The sequence below is a fragment of the Vibrio sp. Y29_XK_CS5 genome, assembly GCF_024181835.1.
Lineage (GTDB): Bacteria > Pseudomonadota > Gammaproteobacteria > Enterobacterales > Vibrionaceae > Vibrio > Vibrio harveyi.
Genome location: NZ_JAMZAM010000004.1, coordinates 123,646 through 139,541 on the forward strand (window position 1 = coordinate 123,646; position 15,896 = coordinate 139,541).

12 protein-coding genes are annotated in these 15,896 nt (G+C 43.8%); 9 read left to right on the forward strand and 3 right to left on the reverse strand.

What is annotated here, in order from left to right:
* Positions 1-3: 3 nt before the first annotated feature.
* The 3 genes from NL647_RS16885 to rsmF all read left to right on the forward strand — a co-directional run bounded on the left by NL647_RS16885 (position 4) and on the right by rsmF (position 5,469).
* The gene (locus NL647_RS16885; RefSeq protein ID WP_026000329.1) at positions 4-1,251 is read left to right on the forward strand and encodes a paraquat-inducible protein A; all 1,248 of its coding nucleotides are present in this window, start codon (positions 4-6) and stop codon (positions 1,249-1,251) included.
* Positions 1,244-3,898, forward strand: coding sequence for an MlaD family protein (locus NL647_RS16890; RefSeq protein ID WP_253650431.1), 2,655 nt, complete (start codon positions 1,244-1,246; stop codon positions 3,896-3,898). The genes NL647_RS16885 and NL647_RS16890 overlap by 8 nt, the downstream gene beginning before the upstream one ends.
* A 134-nt stretch (positions 3,899-4,032) precedes the next feature.
* The gene (gene rsmF, locus NL647_RS16895; RefSeq protein ID WP_239923669.1) at positions 4,033-5,469 is read left to right on the forward strand and encodes a 16S rRNA (cytosine(1407)-C(5))-methyltransferase RsmF; all 1,437 of its coding nucleotides are present in this window, start codon (positions 4,033-4,035) and stop codon (positions 5,467-5,469) included.
* A 616-nt stretch (positions 5,470-6,085) separates the two neighbouring features.
* On the opposite strand, the gene NL647_RS16900 is transcribed toward rsmF, so the two are convergent.
* Positions 6,086-6,922, reverse strand: a complete 837-nt coding sequence (locus NL647_RS16900) for a S1 RNA-binding domain-containing protein (RefSeq protein ID WP_253650432.1) — start codon at positions 6,920-6,922, stop codon at positions 6,086-6,088.
* A 183-nt stretch (positions 6,923-7,105) separates the two neighbouring features.
* Here NL647_RS16900 and NL647_RS16905 point away from each other — a divergent pair, with 183 nt between their 5' ends.
* On the forward strand, positions 7,106-8,458 hold the full coding sequence (locus NL647_RS16905; RefSeq protein WP_005446794.1) for a hypothetical protein: 1,353 nt from the start codon (positions 7,106-7,108) through the stop codon (positions 8,456-8,458).
* A gap of 25 nt (positions 8,459-8,483) precedes the next feature.
* On the opposite strand, the gene NL647_RS16910 is transcribed toward NL647_RS16905, so the two are convergent.
* Complete coding sequence (locus tag NL647_RS16910; RefSeq protein WP_045489062.1) at positions 8,484-8,975, reverse strand: DUF4442 domain-containing protein; 492 nt, start codon at positions 8,973-8,975, stop codon at positions 8,484-8,486.
* A 396-nt stretch (positions 8,976-9,371) separates the two neighbouring features.
* On the opposite strand from NL647_RS16910, the gene NL647_RS16915 reads away from it, so the two are divergent.
* Entirely contained in the window at positions 9,372-10,424 is a 1,053-nt protein-coding gene (locus tag NL647_RS16915) for a 3-deoxy-7-phosphoheptulonate synthase (RefSeq protein WP_005446791.1), read from the forward strand.
* Positions 10,425-10,456: 32 nt separating this feature from the next.
* On the forward strand, positions 10,457-10,939 hold the full coding sequence (locus NL647_RS16920) for a YajQ family cyclic di-GMP-binding protein (protein ID WP_253650433.1): 483 nt from the start codon (positions 10,457-10,459) through the stop codon (positions 10,937-10,939).
* Positions 10,940-11,096: 157 nt separating this feature from the next.
* On the opposite strand, the gene NL647_RS16925 is transcribed toward NL647_RS16920, so the two are convergent.
* On the reverse strand, positions 11,097-12,017 hold the full coding sequence (locus tag NL647_RS16925; RefSeq protein WP_005446778.1) for a bifunctional precorrin-2 dehydrogenase/sirohydrochlorin ferrochelatase: 921 nt from the start codon (positions 12,015-12,017) through the stop codon (positions 11,097-11,099).
* A gap of 461 nt (positions 12,018-12,478) precedes the next feature.
* Between NL647_RS16925 and NL647_RS16930 the strand changes: the two genes are divergently transcribed.
* The 3 genes from NL647_RS16930 (at position 12,479) to NL647_RS16940 (ending at position 15,892) form a co-directional block, all read left to right on the forward strand.
* Positions 12,479-13,507 carry an amino acid ABC transporter substrate-binding protein gene (locus tag NL647_RS16930; protein WP_005446777.1) on the forward strand — a complete coding sequence of 343 codons (1,029 nt, stop codon included), beginning with the start codon at positions 12,479-12,481 and terminating at the stop codon, positions 13,505-13,507.
* Between the two features lie 80 nt (positions 13,508-13,587).
* Positions 13,588-14,793 (forward strand): amino acid ABC transporter permease, encoded by a 1,206-nt coding sequence (locus NL647_RS16935; protein ID WP_005446776.1) that lies wholly within the window; start codon positions 13,588-13,590, stop codon positions 14,791-14,793.
* A gap of 1 nt (position 14,794) precedes the next feature.
* Entirely contained in the window at positions 14,795-15,892 is a 1,098-nt protein-coding gene (locus NL647_RS16940) for an amino acid ABC transporter permease (protein WP_005446775.1), read from the forward strand.
* The last annotated feature ends 4 nt before the right edge of the window (positions 15,893-15,896 follow it).

The window sequence follows — 15,896 nt, forward strand, 5'->3', positions numbered from 1 at the left end:
GTTGTGACCTCTCTGTCTAAACACGCCATGCAACCGAATAGCGTCCGCTTGTGCCAAGGTTGCGAATTGCCTGTCGATATCGTCGATCTACCTAATGGCAAAAATGCACATTGTCCACGTTGTGGTACTCAGCTCTATCGTGGTGGTAGTCCTAGCCTATCTGGTAATCTCGCTATCGCTGTTACTTGTATTCTACTTTTTATACCTTCGCACTTTTTTAACTTCATCAGTATTCGGCTATTCGGTGTGATGATTCCGGCGACACTGCCATCTGGAATGATAACGTTATTTCAAGAGGGCTTCGTCCTCCTTTCTATCCTCATTCTTTTTTGTAGTTCTCTTGCCCCACTTATTGTGTGCAGTTCTGTCGTAACAGCACATTGGTCGTTGCATAAACGTTGGTTTAAAGGGCTTCGCGTTTCATTATGGTTAATCCAACACCTAAAACATTGGGTAATGTTGGATGTGTTCCTTGTGAGCATCGCAATCTCTTGTTTTAAGCTGCAAGATTACTCCGATATTTTTGTTGGACCGGGCTTAATTGGTCTTGTTCTATTACAAGTTTTTACGGTTCTGTTGATCTCTCGCATTAGTGTTCGTCGTTATTGGGAAGCATGGCAACCTGAAAACAGTTACGACTTCGAACACAAAGATGTGCATTGTCACGAGTGCCACTTATCGCAACCTGAAGGCGAAAACTGCCATCGTTGCCATCACGCACTTTACCACCGTAAACCAAATTCTATCCAAAAAACGTGGGCATATTTAATTGCAGCGACGATTGCGATCTTCCCTGCCAACTTGATTCCGATTTCAATTTTGCTGACAAACGGTAAGCGCTTGGAAGACACTATTTTTTCAGGCGTGGCAGGCTTAGTTAAAAACGGTATGTACGGTATCGCGGTTATCATTTTTGTTGCCAGTATCGTCGTTCCTGTGGCTAAGATTCTCGGTCTGACTTACATCTTGTTATGTATCAAATTCAAACGTTCGGTGTTTAGAAGACAACGAATGATGGTTTACTTTGCAGTAAAATGGATCGGCAAATGGTCAGTGATGGATTTGTTTGTTATTTCTATCATGATGACGTTGGTCGATCGTGGACAAATTCTCGACTTCACACCGGGTTATGGCGCTGTTGCGTTTGGTCTGGTGGTCGTTTTAACAATGCTTGCGGCGGAGAGCATTGACCCAAGGCTTATTTGGGACCAAGCCCCAACACAATCAGAAAAAGAGTCAATTAATGAGTGATCAGAACAGTTCTCAAACGTCATATGTGCCAGATGTAAAGAGGAGTAAAGGTATTTCTCCCCTTTGGTTGTTGCCGATTTTGACTATGGTCTTAGCTGGCTGGCTTGTTGTGAAATCAATTCATGACGCAGGACAGCGTGTACAAATCTATTTTTCCGATGCTGCGGGTTTGGTCGCTGGACGAACCACTATCCGCTATCAAGGTTTAGAAGTGGGAATGGTGCGCGACATTAACCTGTCTGAAGATTTAGGCAGCATTTATGTCGACGCTGATATCTACCCTGAAGCGACGAAACTGCTGAACGATAAAACGCGTTTCTGGTTAGTAAAACCAACAGCAAGTTTAACCGGCGTGTCTGGTCTTGATGCGTTGGTTTCTGGTAACTACATTTCTATCCAGCCAGGTGATGGTGAACAGTTTGAAACCACTTTTCATGCTTTGGAATCGGCTCCTACCGACTTACGAGTCACTCAAGGTCTGAACATTAAGTTGAAAAGCCGAGACTTGGGCGGCGTTTCTATTGGCTCGCAAATCGTCTACAAAAAGATTCCGATTGGTGAAGTGTTCAGCTATCAACTGAATGATGATGCGAAGTCCATAACCATTCAAGCCAATATACAAGAGCAGTATCAGCACCTGATTAATAGCCGCAGCCGTTTTTGGAACGTAAGTGGAATTGGTGCAAGCATCGGTTTTGAAGGTGTTGATGTTCGTCTAGAAAGTATGAGCGCCCTACTTGGTGGCGCTATTGCTGTTGACTCGCCAGATGATGGCGAACCCGTTGAAGAGAATACCGAGTTCCGTCTTTATAAAGACCTTAAAACTGCGGGGCGCGGTATTCCAATCAAAATCGCGCTTCCTGATGACAACAAAATTAGCGGCGAAGGCGCGCCTATCATGTACCGCGGGATTGAAGTAGGACAAATCACCGATTTAAGCCTATCTGAAGGTCGTGAAGTGATTTTAGCGTCTGCTGCAATCCAACCTGCTTTCAGTGACATGTTGACTTCTGGCACACGTTTTGTTCTTGAAGAAGCAAAAGTTTCCCTTTCTGGTGTTGAGAATATCGCAAACCTTGTCCGCGGAAACTTTTTAACCATCGTCCCGGGTGAAGGTGAAAGATCTCGACGATTTACTGCCATTCGCCAGAATGTATTTAATCAGCAACAGCAGAAGTCGATTGCAATTCGCCTCGTTTCTGACAACTCCTTTGGCTTAGACAGCGGTGCAAACGTACTTTACAAAGGCATTGTCGTTGGCTCGATCATTAAAGTCGGTTTGCTTGATGAAAAACAAGCGCAAGCGGCAAAGCATGAAGTGTTCATGGATGTCCTTATCGACAATGAGTACAAGCATCTAATAAAAGCGAACAACCGTTTCTACGTGACAGGCAGTGCTTCTGCAGAACTTACAGAGTCAGGATTGAGTGTCACAGTACCTCCAGCTAAGCAGCTTCTCACTGGTTCAATCAGCTTCGTTAGCCAAGGACAAGAGCAAATCCAGAAAGAATACCAATTGTTCCAGAGCGCTTCTCTAGCGGAGCTTGCACAGTACAATCAATCTGGCTCTAAGACGCTGACTCTCTTTGCATCTGAGTTACCACCGATTTCTAAAGGTAGCCCTCTGCTCTACCGCAATTTGCCAGTTGGCAGCGTATCTGATTTCAGTCTGGTCGATGGTGGCGTGATCGTCAAAGCAACCATTGAAAATCGATACGCGCACTTACTCAGTGAACAGACGGTATTTTGGAACCGTTCTGGTGTAGAGATTGATGCCTCTCTTGCTGGTATCACCGTCAAAGCTCACCCTCTTAAAACGTTGATCAAAGGTGGTATTGCTTTTGACTCCATTCCGGGCATTGAGAATAAAGTGGGTCAACGTTGGAAGCTATACAACGATCAGAACCAAGCACGTAAGTTTGGTCGTGTTATCGCGTTAGAAACCGATGGCAGTCAAGAAGTAACCAAAGGTATGCCAATTAAATATCAAGGTGTTAAGGTCGGTGAAGTTACTCTAGTCGTTCCAAACTTTCGTCGTGAAATGGTGGAAGTCACCGCGCGCATTCTTCCTGAATATGTCGACAATATCGCCGTTACCGGGTCACACTTCTGGCTAACAGAACCTGAAATTGGGCTGGGTGGCGTGAAGAACTTAGGCGCGTTAGTATCAAAATCCATCAGTGTTGAACCTGGTCATGGCGCCGCGAAATTCAAGTTTGATTTAGCGAAAAGCCAGCAAGCACAACAAGGAGTGTCATTCACACTACAAAGTGAGCAACGTGGTTCAGTTCAAGTTGGAACCCCTATCCTATATCGACAAATGGAAGTAGGCAGTGTAACGAGTGTCAACTTGGGTGAGTTTGCTGATCGAGTGGTAACAAAAATCGAGATAAAGCCCGCATATGCATATCTTGTTCGTCAAAACAGTGTGTTCTGGAATGTCTCAGGCGTTGATGTCTCTATTGGTCTAGGAGGCGCAAACATCAAAGCAGGTACATTTGACAGCTTAGTTCGTGGCGGCATTGCTTTCTCAACCCCTGAGCAATCACAAATTCCACCAGCGGCAAAACAAGGGCAATCTTTCTACTTATACCCTCAAGCAGAAGAGAGTTGGACTCAGTGGCGCACTGCTATTCCAAAACCATAGTGCTTTTAGAGAACATTATCGACGTAAAGAGCAGCAATTGCTGCTCTTTTTTATTGCTCAAACCTTGCTGGCTATTCGTTTCTGATCCGCTTTCGTATATTATTTGCGGCAAATTCTGCAATCGAGACTTCACTTTGCATTCTAACGTTTACATCCCAGAAGCTTTTCTGGAAAAAATCCAAACTATTCTCCCTGCTCACCTCAACATGGAAGACTTTATCGCGTCGTGCCAAAAGCCATTACGCAAAAGTATTCGTGTTAATACGTTGAAGATCAGCGTAGAAACGTTTTTGGAGCGTGCAGAATCAAAAGGCTGGACGCTTTCTCCGGTTCCTTGGTGTGATACGGGTTTTTGGATCGAAGCGGATGAATCGGTTGTCCCACTAGGTAACACTGCTGAGCACATGTCAGGGCTATTTTATATTCAAGAAGCAAGCTCAATGATGCCTGTCTCTGCCCTGTTCATGGATGATGAATCCTACGACGCGGTTCTCGATACCGCAGCTGCCCCTGGTTCTAAAACAACGCAAATTGCTGCGTTGATGAACAACGAAGGCGTTTTGGTCGCGAATGAATACGCTGCGAGTCGTGTAAAAGTACTTCATGCCAACATTGAGCGTTGTGGCGTGCGAAACGCGGCGCTAAGTAACTTCGATGGTCGTGTGTTTGGTGGCTGGCTCCCAGAACAATTTGACGCGGTTCTGTTGGATGCGCCATGTTCTGGTGAAGGTACGGTTCGAAAAGATGAAGACGCAATGAAGAACTGGACGCAAGCGTCGGTGATTGAAATTGCAGACACACAAAAAGATCTGATTGAAAGTGCTTTCCACGCTCTTAAGCCAGGTGGCGTGATGGTTTATTCAACCTGTACGTTGAGTACCGAAGAGAACCAACAGGTTTGCCATCACCTTAAAGAAACTTTTGGTGACGCAGTTCAGTTCGAGAGCTTAAAAGATCTGTTTGAAAATGCAGAAGCGGCGCTAACAGAAGAAGGCTTCTTACATATCTTCCCTCAGGTTTATGACTGTGAAGGCTTCTTCGTAGCTCGAATTCGTAAGCTTGCAGCAGTAGAAGCGCCACAAGTAAAAAAACGTATGGGTAAATTCCCATTTGTAAAAGCGTCTAACAAAGAATCAGCAGAAATCGCTAAGCAGTTACAAAACACGATGGGCATCGAACTACCAGATGACAGCACGGTTTGGGTTCGCGATAAAGACGTTTGGCTTTTCCCTGACGCGCTAGAACCTATGATTGGCGAATTACGCTTTTCGCGTATGGGCATTAAAATCGCCGAAGCGCACAAAAACGGTTACCGCTGGCAACATCAAGTGGCAACTGCCCTAGCAACTGGTAACGAGAAAAACGCAATTGAGTTAACGATTGAAGAAGCTCGAGAATGGTACATGGGTCGCGATGTTCGCCCGCAAAACATTCCAACAGATATGAAAACGGGTAAAGGCGAAGTGCTCGTGAAGTACGAAGGCGCGATTATTGGTCTTGGGAAATGGGTAAGTAACCGCGTTAAAAATGGTCTTCCACGTGAATTAGTGCGAGATAAGAACTTATTTTAGTAGCAAAGTGAAATACTATAAATAAATGAAAAGCCATCGTATTTACGATGGCTTTTTGGTTCTAAAGCATGATTGGAACTGGGTTCACTAGCGATCCGAGTGCCCTGTACTAAACTGAATGTATCAAAGCATCGCTTTGAAACGGCATTTCTCTCTATGTTTAACCGACAATATGTGTTGGTCAAAAAGTTTAGCGCAGGCTCTATAAAGGAGCCGTTTCCCCTAGGCCCAAAATAAGGACGAGTTTGGGCCATTTTTTTGACTGATGCATTCCCTATATGAGCTATACCCAAGTGACTTCAAGATGCAGGATTCAGAGCGTTGTCATTGATTCGAGAGTAAGGAAAACAACGCAGTGTAATAGCTAGCTCTTTCCAAGTTGTTTGACGTAGCAATCGGGTCAATGACACGCTCCCAAAGGGCGAGCTGCCTTGGCTTGTATACTTTGTTGCCGATTCTTGATTTAGAATGACTAGATCTTTAAATCGCCGCCGCGTCTACAAACCAAGTCATTCTCGCTGAACCTAGCATCTCGAGGTTACTTGGGTATAATTACCCAAAAGGAAAAACTCACTAGTCCACCAGCCAACACTATTTTCATCAGTTGTGAATCTGTTTACTCGGCTAAACGGATACCGTCTTTTTCAATAACGATCTTACCTGCTTTATACAAGCCACCAATGGTTTTCTTGTAAGTACCTTTACTGGTACGGAACGCTTCAAAAATCGCTTCAGGAGAAGATTTATCGTTTAGAGGCAAGAAGCCGCCTTTCTTTTCTAGTAACTCAACCACTTTACTAGAAAGATCATCCATCTTCGCTACGCCAACTTTTTGTAGCGCTAGATCAATCTTGCCATCTTCACGAACTTGCTTAATATAACCTTTCAGCTTCTTACCAATAAACAGCTTACCGAACACATCCGATGGGAAGATCATGCCCCAGTGTTCGCCGTTCACGATGGCTTTATAACCAAGTTGGCTACGCTCTGCGATAATCAGATCAACTTGCTCATTCACTTCGTAGTTAGCCGGCGTTTTATCTAGCCATTTATTGAACTTAGTTGTACCTACAATACGACCAGATGCCTTATCTGTATAAACGTAAACTAGGATGTTTTGACCTGAAGTAAAGCGAGCGCGTTGCTCACTGAATGGGATAAGAAGGTCTTTTTCTTTAATACCCCAGTTTACGAACGCACCAGTCTTATTGATGCCTTCGATCTTCATTAGTCCCCATTCGCCGACTTGAGCGATTGGTTTATCAATGGTCGCAGCTAGCTGACTTTCTGAATCAAAGTAAAGAAATACATCTAGGTGCGCGCCAAGTTCTGTACCTTCAGGTACATACTTATTAGGCAGCAATACAGAACCGTAGTCTTCGCCATCCAGAAATACGCCAAAATCAGCCGTTTTAATGACTTCTAAGCTGTTAATTTGACCAATTTTAATCATCGAATTTGTCTCTTTTTAAATTTACAGGGAATTATACCCAAACTAACAAGAAAATCAGAGAGAAAAGCAAACCTCTCTGTTATGCTGTGTTAGTTCAACAATTTATCCTAGTCCGATCTTAAGTTAATTCAATTAACGGGCGCTTATGGGTATAGGATGCTTTAGCAAAATCAGGAGCTTTCCTTGGTCACTGTCGACAAACAAGACTCGGTAACTTTGAAAATTAGCCATGCGTTGGCAAAGAGTAAAACGCTCGACCTTGATATCTATATTTTCATCCCTGGTGAGTTAGGTTTAAATTCCGACATCATCAGTGAGTCTGAGTTCTACTACACTTCGATCACGCAAAAACGATCTTATTACAGTACTGAAGTACTGCTTCCTTTGGTCCACAGTCGCCTTGCTAAACGTGGACGCTTATCTAACCGTCAGTACCGTGTAAGTTTGAGTTTGTTTGCGTATCAATACGTTATCGCGCTCGACAAAGCTGTTGCCGCACTAAATAAACATGAGAGTGACAGCGTCACGGCAGAGGAAGTAGATGAAGTCATTGAACTGACGCTCGACATCCTTAAACGTCTTCGCCGTTCGATTCCTTATGAGGAAAACCTTAAGCGCTACTACGTTAACATCGATAATTACTTGTCTTGGTACACAGAGCAAAAATTCCTATCCCTTGTGGCTCACCTGCCTCGTGAAGGAGATTACAGCACGATCAAGGAACGCTTGATTACACTGTGTGAGAAAGAGCAAGCGCACCGAAAGCTAAACAATTACAACTCTGCAAGCGTTGTTGAAGATGTGACCCGTTTATCGAACAAAATGCGTTTGTTAAGACGTTTGATTGAACACCCTATCGTTTTGAGTGAAAAAACGATGTCGATGGGTAATAACATCAAACGAGCGATTAAAGGCATCGCAACAGGTCTGGTGATGGTGGTCGTGACGAGTACCGTTATTCTTGCCCGAGATTACTTAGGAGAGATTTCTGCATCTTTCATCATCGCGATGTCGTTTATCTACGCCCTACGTGAAATCTTTAAAGATGACCTGCGCGACGCTATGTGGCGTTGGATCCGCAAAGGTAAGCCAAAGTGGCGTAAGAAGTACATGGACCCAACAACAAAGAAAGTTGTGGGTCGTAAATTGGAATGGTTAGATTACCGTTCTCTTTCAAGCCTACCTGATCGTATTCAGAACATTCGTAAAAAACGAGTTGTTCAACGGGAAGAACAAATCCTTCACTATCATGCGAAAACAGAGATGGCGACATCATTGTTCTTGAGTGGTTACGAGCAAACTCGTGAGACATTAAACATGAGTTTACGCCCGATTATTCGTTTAATGGACAAAAGCTCAAACCGCGTATATCGATTAAACGAAGGGCAAGTGAGTAAGGAGTCTGTTGAGAAACGCCACTTGCTCAATGTGATTGTCAAAGAAGACAACCACACCGATGAACCTGTTTACTATCGTTGGAAAGTGGTTTTGAACCGTTCGAAGATTGTGTCTATTGAGAAAATAGAATTGAACTAGAACGTCATAAGTCGTTATTGAGAAATTAAGCAGCTTGTCTTTGAGCAGCTTTTTTTATGGAAAGCGTCAAGGAAAACTCCGCCATTGGTTCGTCACCATTAATACTTGGACACAATGCGGTGATCTTAACGTCTCGATTGATACGTTCACCTGTTTCTAGAGTCATACGAAGCATTTCATCAATCAAAGGACCATCGTGACATACAAAATGCACATCGCCTTCAGGGCGTTTTAAAAACTCAGCCGTTACTCCTTTAAATGCCAGAGAAATGCGCTCCCCTTGTTCTTGGGCCTTACTCATCGCAAGAAAACCACCTGCCACATCAGCACCAACGGCAAGCGCGCCAAAATACATGCTGTTAAGATGATTCTTGGTTCTTCTTCTCAGTGGGATTCTAACCTCCACATGTTGATCATCGATCGCAAGAATTTTCGGGCGGCATAACCAAATGAGCGGAACTTTTGAAAAACCGAATAAGTTGAGATAAAGGTTTGCACGGCGAACAGCAGATAACATTTTGGTCTCCTTACCAAACTAGTCTGACCAGTTAATCAATGAAGCACCAAAATGTCAAAGAATTGTTAATAGCAAATCGATCTAGCTACGGAATTTCGCAAACGGTTTCTTTCTATCGAGTTCTAAAGTTGGATATGAAACACCCAGAATACCTAGCCTCCAAGCTTCTTTTTGCAAAAATACGTGTTATCGAATAGAAAAAGTAGTTATAAATTCAAACGACTATGTATTGATCTCCTTAGCAGTTTTTGTCATTTATACATAACTATCATTAATGAATAGCCACAGCATTACATACATTTCGGTATTTAACAGATAAGAATCCCGTGAAACGGTTTATTCCTAACTATAATTCCGTTATCTTTACCGCTTCGCAATAGAGAATAAAGCTATAACATGCCTATAAAAACAGATGAATTGAGAACCCAACCTTTGGGTCCAATGCCGACACCCGCAGAGCTAGGCAGCGTACATCCAATCACTGATGATGTAGCTGATCGCATCGCTCAATCTCGTCGTCAAATTGAAAAGATTTTAACTGGTGAGGATGACCGTATCCTTGCTATCGTTGGTCCGTGTTCTGTGCACGACACTGAAGCGGCAATCGACTACGCAACTCGCCTTGCGAATATCCAAGATAAGTACAAAGACGAGCTATTTATCGTAATGCGTACTTACTTTGAAAAACCTCGTACTGTTGTTGGTTGGAAAGGTCTTATCACTGACCCTAACCTAGATGGCTCATACGCACTTGAAGCGGGTCTTCATAAAGCACGTAAACTGCTACTGGATATCAACAAGCTTGGTCTTGCTACAGCTACTGAGTTTCTTGATATGATCACAGGTCAGTATATTGCAGATCTGATTACGTGGGGTGCAATTGGCGCTCGTACGACCGAGTCTCAAATCCACCGTGAGATGGCCTCTGCTTTATCTTGTCCAGTAGGCTTCAAGAACGGTACTAACGGTAACGTAAAAATCGCAATTGATGCGATTCGTGCGTCTAAAGCATCACACTACTTCTACTCTCCAGATAAGAATGGGCGTATGACGGTATACCGCACTAGTGGGAACCCTTATGGTCACATCATTCTTCGTGGTGGTGAGAAAGGTCCTAACTTTGATGAAGCGTCTGTAAAACAAGCGTGTGATGCACTTGCTGAATTCGACTTACCACAACGTTTGATTGTAGACTTCAGTCATGCGAACTGTCAGAAGCAACACCGTAAACAAATTGATGTTGCACAAGACATTTGTGAACAAATTAAATCAGGCAGCACTCGCATTGCGGGTATCATGGCAGAGAGCTTCATTATTGAAGGCAATCAGCCAATGACTGATATTAACAACCTAACTTACGGTCAGTCGATTACTGACCCATGTCTAGGTTGGGATGATACTGAAACGATGCTAGACATGCTGGCAGCCGCAGTAAAATCCAGTAAGTAATTTCCCTATAACAAGATAATCAAGGAATCTTCATGCCATCGTTTGATATTGTTTCAGAAATCGATACCGTTGAACTACGTAACGCGGTTGATAACGCTAACCGTGAACTGTCTACTCGTTTCGATTTCCGCAATGTGAATGCGAGCTTTGAGCTAGTAGAAGAAAATGTAAAAGTGTCAGCAGAAGGCGAGTTCCAGCTAAAGCAAATGCGTGACATCCTACGTAGCCACTTGGCGAAGCGTAACATTGATGCGAACGCTATGGATGCAAAAAATCCAGAAGCGACGGGTAAGAACTGGCACCAAAACATTGCGTTCCGCCAAGGTATCGATACGCCTACCGCGAAAAAGCTAGTTAAACTAATCAAAGACGCGAAGCTTAAAGTTCAAGCATCTATCCAAGGCGACAAACTGCGCGTAACGGGTAAGAAGCGTGACGATCTGCAAGCAACGATTGCAACGATCCGTGAAGCTGAGACGGGTATCCCATTCCAGTACAACAACTTCCGTGATTAATTGCGCTCTCCTACTCTCTTAATGTAGAGAATGAGAACAGTGGAATAAAAAACGCCGGCGAGATATTCGTCGGCGTTTTTGTATGTGTTGTGAGTAATCTAAGCGTCTATTTTTGATAACTAATTTAGACAACGAACTTGTATCTAGATAACAAAGCTTAGATTACCAAGTCTTGCCCTTGCAGAAGTGAAAACTCACTTGTTCCATAAGGAACGAAGATACAAACACGAAGCTTCTCTTCTTTGGCTTTTCTGAGCATATCTGAGAGCTCTGTTGCACTCGAAAATGCCTCACGCTCCGCATCTCTTCTTACTAACTCCATCACATTTGCTTCGCATTTGGTTGAGTGAAGCGCTAACTCCGCCTGCTGCATGTAGCGCACGGCTTTAATAGGCAGCATTTCAACGTCTTTACCTACCTGAATCCAAGTGCAGCTTCCTGTCTCGTCTAATGGCTTAGTCATGGTTTCTTGATAGATGGTTTCCAGCTCACGGTTATCACGTGCATTTTCCACCTCGGGGTGCGAAAAGTAGTTCTCCCAAAATTTACGACGCAAATCGACACTTGGTAATGCCTCTTTAATAGAGTTACGTTTTGAGTTGGCGAACTCTGCCATCAGTCCCATATTTTGCGGCAGGATGGCTTCTAACTTTTCGCGGATGTTTCGGATCAATACTGGAGATGCACCGCCACTCGAGATGGCAATTTGAATACGACCGCGGTTAATCATCGAAGGCGTAATGAAATCACAATAAGGTTTGTCATCGACGACGTTTACTAAAATACCTAACTCTTTTGCGTCTTTATACACTTGATGGTTAAGCTCCGGGTTATCCGTTGTCGCCCATACTTGAATGAATGAGTTAGTGACAATGTCACTTGAATAAAAACGTTGAATCCATCGCACTTGCTGCTCTTGAGCAAGCTTATCAAGAAAGTCGACAAGGCTTGGGGAGACAATCGTGACGTCTGCTCCGGCTTTGAGCAATGCTTCCACTTTGCGGCTTGCTACTTCACCGCCACCAACAACCAATACTGGTTTATTTACTAAATCTAAGAACAGAGGAAAATATCGCATTTCAATCCATGATCACTTCAAATAACTGTCTAAATTCATGCTACCAAAAATGGGGCAACCACTTCACCTTGTTTCGGCTTCACAAATAATTTTTGTTCAAATTTTCGGCTGACATAGCCACCCTACACTAATGACACTTTTAATAACAAACTTTTATCCTTCTGTTTTAATCACTCTTTTATCGATTGTTCTGATGCACCAATCTGACAATTAGTTGCACTATTTACAAACAATTAACATTTCGTCATCCTAAATCGCAAGGCGCTTTGTGACTTCTCTCCAAAACTCTTTTTAAATTATATATTTGAGAATTAGCAAATCCTTTCCTACGCTTATAACTGATTGATTTAGCGATTGCCGTTTCTTCGAAAATCAATCATGTAGGACGAAAACACTAACGAATTGGACACGTTGTATCAGGTCGCTCCTGATTAAACATGGATCATACAGGAAGGATACAAATGGCAAACAAACTAACAGTTCTTGCTTCCGTCGTAGCGGCTTCTACTGCAATGATGGCTACCTCAGCTCAAGCAGCAGACACTACTCTGGACAAAGTCACGAAACAAGGCTTCCTTACTTGTGGCGTAAGTACCGGTCTACCTGGTTTCTCAAACCCTAACTCAAAAGGTGAATGGGAAGGTATCGACGTAGAATATTGCCAAGCACTGGCTGCAGCCGTTCTTGGGGATAAAACAAAAGTTAAATATGTACCCCTAACCGCGAAAGAACGATTCACTGCGCTTCAATCGGGTGAAATCGATGTGCTTTCACGTAACACCACCTGGACTCTACACCGTGATACGGCTCTTGGTCTGAACTTTGTTGGCGTAAACTATTACGACGGTCAAGGTTTCATGGTTAAGAAAGATCTTGGTGTTTCAAGTGCGAAAGAACTTGATGGCGCATCAGTCTGTGTGCAGTCAGGTACCACTACCGAGCTTAACCTTGCGGACTACTTCCGTAACCAAGGTATGGCGTATAAACCTGTAGTATTTGATACGGCAGCGCAAACCTCTAAAGGTTTTGATGCTGGTCGTTGTGACGTACTAACGACAGACCAATCTGGTTTGTATGCGCTACGTCTGAACTTGAAAGACCCTTCTTCAGCTAACGTTCTTCCTGAAATCATCTCTAAAGAGCCTCTAGGTCCTGTTGTACGTCAAGGTGACGATCAATGGTTCAATATTGCGAAATGGACTCTGTTTGCGATGGTGAACGCAGAAGAATACGGCATTACCTCTAAAAATGCCGATGAGATGTTGAAATCAAAAGATCCAAACATCAAACGTATTCTTGGCGTAGATGGTCCGAAGGGTAAAGGTTTAGGCATTCGCGACGATTGGGGCTACCAAGTGATCAAGCAAGTTGGTAACTACGGCGAAAGCTTTGAGCGTACGGTTGGTACAGGTTCACCTCTGAAGATTTCTCGTGGTGTGAATGCACTTTGGAATGCGGGCGGTTTTATGTACGCACCACCAATCCGCTAATACAACGATTATCACAGGGCGGTTTATGCCGCCCTTTTTCGTGAGTGAATCTATAAATAAGGGTTTGAGGTTATCGCTGTATGAAGCCGACGAATGATACATCGCCAAGTACGATGTCCAAACCAAGCGGAAGTAAGAGCCTGATTTATAATCCAGCTTTTCGTTCCGCTATTTTCCAGATCATTGCCGTAGCTGCACTGGTATTTTTCTTTTACACAATCATTAATAATGCACTGACGAACCTTGATGCCCGTGGTATCGCAACAGGTTTTGGTTTTCTTAATCAAGAAGCAGGCTTTGGTATTGGTCTGACTCTTATCGAATACGACGAAACGTTTTCTTATGGGCGTACTTTCGTCGTTGGTCTACTCAATACGGCGCTGGTTTCAGTGTTAGGTATTGTCCTAGCAACCGTTATTGGTTTTGTTATGGGTATCGCTCGTCTCTCATCAAACTGGTTGGTGAGCCGATTAGCAGCGGTATATATTGAAACTTTCCGAAATATCCCACTACTTCTGCAAATCTTTTTCTGGTATTTCGCGGTTCTTCAAGCTCTACCATCACCAAGGCAAAGTATGAGCCTTGGCGAAGCTATCTTTTTGAATGTACGCGGGCTGTATTTCCCTGCACCTGTCATGGAGGCTGGTAGTAGCTTCGTCGTCGCGGCACTAGTCATAGGTATCATCGCAAGCATTTTGATCAATGTATGGGCGAACAACAAGCAACGTTTAACAGGTCAACAAACTCCGATGGGTCGCATCGTATTTGGCTTAGTAATCGCGCTTCCTTTAGTGGTTTACTTCCTTGCTGGCATGCCAATTTCTTTGCAGTACCCAGAATTAAAAGGTTTTAACTTCCGAGGTGGTATCAGTATCATTCCTGAACTGGCTGCACTTCTACTTGCGTTAAGCGTTTATACTGCATCGTTTATCGCAGAGATTGTACGCTCTGGTATTAACGCTGTGAGTCATGGTCAAACTGAAGCAGCAATGTCGCTTGGTTTACCACGCACAAAAACTCTGAAGCTGGTCGTGATCCCTCAGGCATTACGTATCATCATCCCTCCTCTTACTAGCCAATACCTGAACCTAACCAAGAACTCTTCCCTGGCAATGGCGATTGGTTACCCAGATTTGGTTTCTGTGTTCGCAGGAACTACGCTGAACCAAACTGGACAAGCGATCGAAATTATCGCGATGACCATGGGCGTTTACTTGACGTTGAGTTTAATCACTTCTGCGTTAATGAACTTGTATAACCGTAAAGTTGCGCTGGTGGAGAGATAATATGAGTACACATCAATTTCAGCCTGATCTCCCGCCGCCAGCAAACACTGTTGGTGTCGTAGGTTGGCTACGCAAAAATCTATTCAATGGACCAATCAACTCCATCGTGACGTTGATTCTGGCTTATATCGTATTTTCTGCTCTTTGGAACATTGTTGATTGGGCGTTTATCAATGCAGACTGGGTTGGCACAACGAGAGACGACTGTACGCGTGAAGGCGCATGTTGGGTCTTTATTAGCGTCCGTTGGGAACAGTTCATGTATGGCTTCTATCCGGAAGCGGAACTCTGGCGCCCTCGCCTGTTCTACATCACATTGGCGATTTTTACTGCGCTACTTGCTTATGAGAAAACGCCGAAACGCATTTGGATTTGGTTGTTCTTCGTAAACATTTACCCATTCATTATTGCAGCCTTGCTTTATGGCGGAGTATTCGGTCTTGAAGTGGTTGAAACGCACAAATGGGGTGGTCTACTAGTAACCTTGATCATTGCACTCGTTGGTATCGTCGTCTCCCTTCCAATCGGTGTTGCGCTTGCCCTGGGTCGACGTTCAGATATGCCAATCATCCGCAGTATCTGTACTGTATACATCGAAGTGTGGCGTGGTGTCCCACTCATTACTGTACTGTTCATGGCATCAGTGATGTTACCTCTGTTCTTGGCTCAAGGCTCAGAAACTGACAAGCTAATCCGTGCACTTATCGGTGTGGTTATGTTCAGTGCGGCTTACATGGCAGAGGTGGTACGTGGTGGCTTGCAAGCGATCCCGAAAGGACAATATGAAGCGGCAGACGCCCTCGGTCTTACCTATTGGAAGAAGATGGGACTGATCATTTTGCCACAGGCGCTTAAGATCACTATCCCTTCTATTGTGAACACTTTTATCGGTCTCTTTAAAGACACCAGTCTTGTGCTTATTATTGGTATGTTTGACGTACTGGGCATTGGACAAGCTGCGAATACCGACCCTGAATGGCTAGGTTTCGCAACAGAAAGTTATGTATTTGTCGCGTTAGTGTTTTGGGTATTTTGTTTTGGCATGTCACGTTACTCGATATGGCTTGAAAACAAATTGCATACCGGTCACAAACGATAACTCA

Bases quoted from the DNA above. Each gene is read 5' to 3' on its own strand.
- NL647_RS16890 (WP_253650431.1), top strand. From the start codon at position 1,244: ATGAGTGATCAGAACAGTTCTCAAACGTCATATGTGCCAGATGTAAAG.
- NL647_RS16900 (WP_253650432.1), bottom strand. From the start codon at position 6,922: ATGATTAAAATTGGTCAAATTAACAGCTTAGAAGTCATTAAAACGGCT.
- NL647_RS16910 (WP_045489062.1), bottom strand. From the start codon at position 8,975: ATGTTATCTGCTGTTCGCCGTGCAAACCTTTATCTCAACTTATTCGGT.
- NL647_RS16915 (WP_005446791.1), top strand. From the start codon at position 9,372: ATGCCTATAAAAACAGATGAATTGAGAACCCAACCTTTGGGTCCAATG.
- NL647_RS16920 (WP_253650433.1), top strand. From the start codon at position 10,457: ATGCCATCGTTTGATATTGTTTCAGAAATCGATACCGTTGAACTACGT.
- NL647_RS16925 (WP_005446778.1), bottom strand. From the start codon at position 12,017: ATGCGATATTTTCCTCTGTTCTTAGATTTAGTAAATAAACCAGTATTG.
- NL647_RS16930 (WP_005446777.1), top strand. From the start codon at position 12,479: ATGGCAAACAAACTAACAGTTCTTGCTTCCGTCGTAGCGGCTTCTACT.
- NL647_RS16935 (WP_005446776.1), top strand. From the start codon at position 13,588: ATGAAGCCGACGAATGATACATCGCCAAGTACGATGTCCAAACCAAGC.
- NL647_RS16940 (WP_005446775.1), top strand. From the start codon at position 14,795: ATGAGTACACATCAATTTCAGCCTGATCTCCCGCCGCCAGCAAACACT.